This is a genomic window from Streptomyces sp. NPDC033131, from assembly GCF_055578365.1.
The window spans coordinates 1-2,686 of record NZ_JBVIPA010000107.1; the positions used below are offsets into that span (position 1 = coordinate 1).

Sequence of the window (2,686 nt, forward strand, 5' to 3'; positions counted from 1 at the left end):
CGGCGGAGCAGCTTGTCGGCGCTGACCGGGCGGTACTGCACGCCGCGCAGGGCGAGCGGCACCAGCGCGATGATGATCAGCGCGTTGAAGATGACCGCGGAGAGGATCGCGGAGTCGGGCGAGGACAGGTTCATGATGTTGAGCTTGTCCAGGCCCGGGTAGACCGCGGCGAACAGCGCCGGGATGATCGCGAAGTACTTGGCGACGTCGTTGGCGATCGAGAAGGTCGTCAATGCACCCCGGGTGATGAGGAGTTGCTTGCCGATCTCGACGATCTCGATGAGTTTGGTCGGGTTGGAGTCGAGGTCGACCATGTTGCCGGCCTCCTTGGCGGCCGACGTCCCCGTGTTCATGGCCACGCCGACGTCGGCCTGGGCGAGGGCGGGCGCGTCGTTCGTGCCGTCGCCGGTCATCGCGACGAGCTTGCCGTCCGCCTGCTCGCGTTTGATGAGCGCCATCTTGTCCTCGGGAGTGGCCTCCGCGAGGAAGTCATCGACGCCCGCCTCCTGTGCGATCGCCTTGGCCGTCAGCGGGTTGTCACCCGTGATCATGACGGTCTTGATACCCATGCGGCGCAGCTCGTCGAACCGCTCCCGCATGCCCTCCTTGACGACGTCCTTGAGGTGGATCACCCCGAGGACGCGGGCACCCTTGTCGTCCTCGACTGCAACCAGCAGCGGGGTGCCGCCCGCTTCCGAGATCCGGTTGGCGAGGACATCGGCGTCCTCGGCGACCGTGCCGCCCTGCTCCTTGACCCATGTGATGACCGAACCGGCCGCGCCCTTGCGGATCTTGCGTCCGTCGACGTCCACGCCCGACATACGGGTCTGGGCGGTGAAGGCTATCCACTCGGCCTGCGCCAGCTCGCCCTGGTGACGTTCGCGCAGCCCGTACTTCTCCTTCGCCAGTACGACGATGGAGCGGCCCTCGGGCGTCTCGTCGGCCAGCGACGACAACTGGGCGGCATCCGCCAGCTCGGCCTCCGTCGTGCCGGCTACCGGCACGAACTCGGCGGCCTGCCGGTTGCCGAGCGTGATCGTGCCCGTCTTGTCCAGCAGCAGCGTCGACACGTCGCCGGCGGCTTCGACCGCCCTGCCGGACATGGCCAGTACGTTGCGCTGCACCAGCCGGTCCATGCCCGCGATGCCGATCGCGGAGAGCAGCGCACCGATCGTGGTCGGGATCAGGCAGACCAGGAGGGCCACCAGCACGACCATGGTCAGATGCGTGCCCGCGTAGTTGGCGAACGGCGGCAGGGTGGCCACCGCGAGCAGGAAGACGATGGTCAGCGAGGCGAGCAGGATGTTCAGCGCGATCTCGTTGGGCGTCTTCTGGCGTGCGGCGCCCTCGACCAGGCTGATCATCCGGTCGATGAAGGTCTCCCCCGGCTTCGTCGTGATCTTGATGACGATGCGGTCGGACAGCACCTTCGTACCGCCGGTGACGGCCGAGCGGTCGCCGCCGGACTCACGGATGACCGGGGCCGACTCGCCGGTGATCGCCGACTCGTCCACGGACGCCACGCCCTCGACGACGTCACCGTCGCCGGGGATGATGTCACCCGCCTCGCAGACGACCAGGTCACCGATGCGCAGCTCGGTGCCGGGCACCTGCTCCTCGGCCCCGCTGTCCTGGGACAGCCGACGCGCCACCGTGTCCGTCTTGGCCTTGCGCAGGGTGTCCGCCTGGGCCTTGCCACGGCCCTCGGCGACCGCCTCCGCCAGGTTGGCGAAGATCACGGTGAGCCAGAGCCAGGCGCTGATCGCCCAGCCGAACCAGTCACCTGGGTCCTTGAAGGAGAACACCGTCGTCAGTACGGACCCCACCAGCACGACGAACATGACGGGTGACTTGACCATCACCCGCGGGTCGGTCTTGCGGAGAGCGTCCGGCAGCGACCTGAGCAGCTGCTTGGGGTCGAAAAGACCCGCGCCGACACGGCCCTCGCCGGTCTTGTGGCCGGTGGGTGCGTCCTGGTGGGGAGCAAGTGTCGGAGTCGAGGTGGACATCGAGTCCTCTTGATTCGTTACGTCGGTGGTCATGACGCCAGCCCCTCGGCCAGCGGTCCCAGCGCAAGGGCGGGGAAGTAGGTCAGACCGGTGATGATCAGGATCGCGCCCACCAACAGCCCGGTGAACAGCGGCTTTTCGGTGCGCAGCGTGCCCGCGGTGGCCGGTATCGGCTTCTGCTCGGCGAGCGAGCCGGCCAGCGCCAGCACGAACACCATCGGCAGGAACCGCCCCAGGAGCATCGCGATGCCGATGGTGGTGTTGAACCACTGTGTGTCCGCGTTCAGGCCGGCGAAGGCCGAGCCGTTGTTGTTGGCGCCCGAGGTGTACGCGTACAGGATCTCGGAGAAACCGTGCGCGCCGGAGTTCGTCATCGAGTTGCCGGGCGTCGGCAGCGCCATCGCCGCGGCGGTGAAGATGAGCACCAGCGCCGGGGTGACGAGGATGTAGCAGGCCGCGAACTTGATCTCGCGGGTGCCGATCTTCTTGCCCAGGTACTCGGGCGTACGGCCGACCATCAGGCCGGCGATGAACACCGCGATGACCGCCATGATCAGCATGCCGTACAGGCCCGAGCCGACTCCGCCGGGGGCGATCTCACCGAGCTGCATGCCCAGCAGGTTCAGCCCGCCGCCGAGCCCCGTGTTGGACGAGTGGAAGGAGTCCACCGCACCGGT

General features: G+C 67.8%; 2 protein-coding genes. Both read right to left on the reverse strand.

What is annotated here, in order from left to right; translation table 11 throughout:
* A partial coding sequence (gene kdpB / locus ACZ5XS_RS45635) for a potassium-transporting ATPase subunit KdpB (RefSeq protein WP_468661622.1) occupies positions 1 to 2,042 on the reverse strand: 2,042 nt, incomplete at its 3' end.
* Positions 2,039 to 2,686, reverse strand: a 648-nt coding sequence (locus ACZ5XS_RS45640; RefSeq protein ID WP_468661623.1) for a potassium-transporting ATPase subunit KdpA, incomplete at its 5' end; no start/stop codon positions are given. The genes ACZ5XS_RS45640 and kdpB, both read right to left, overlap by 4 nt.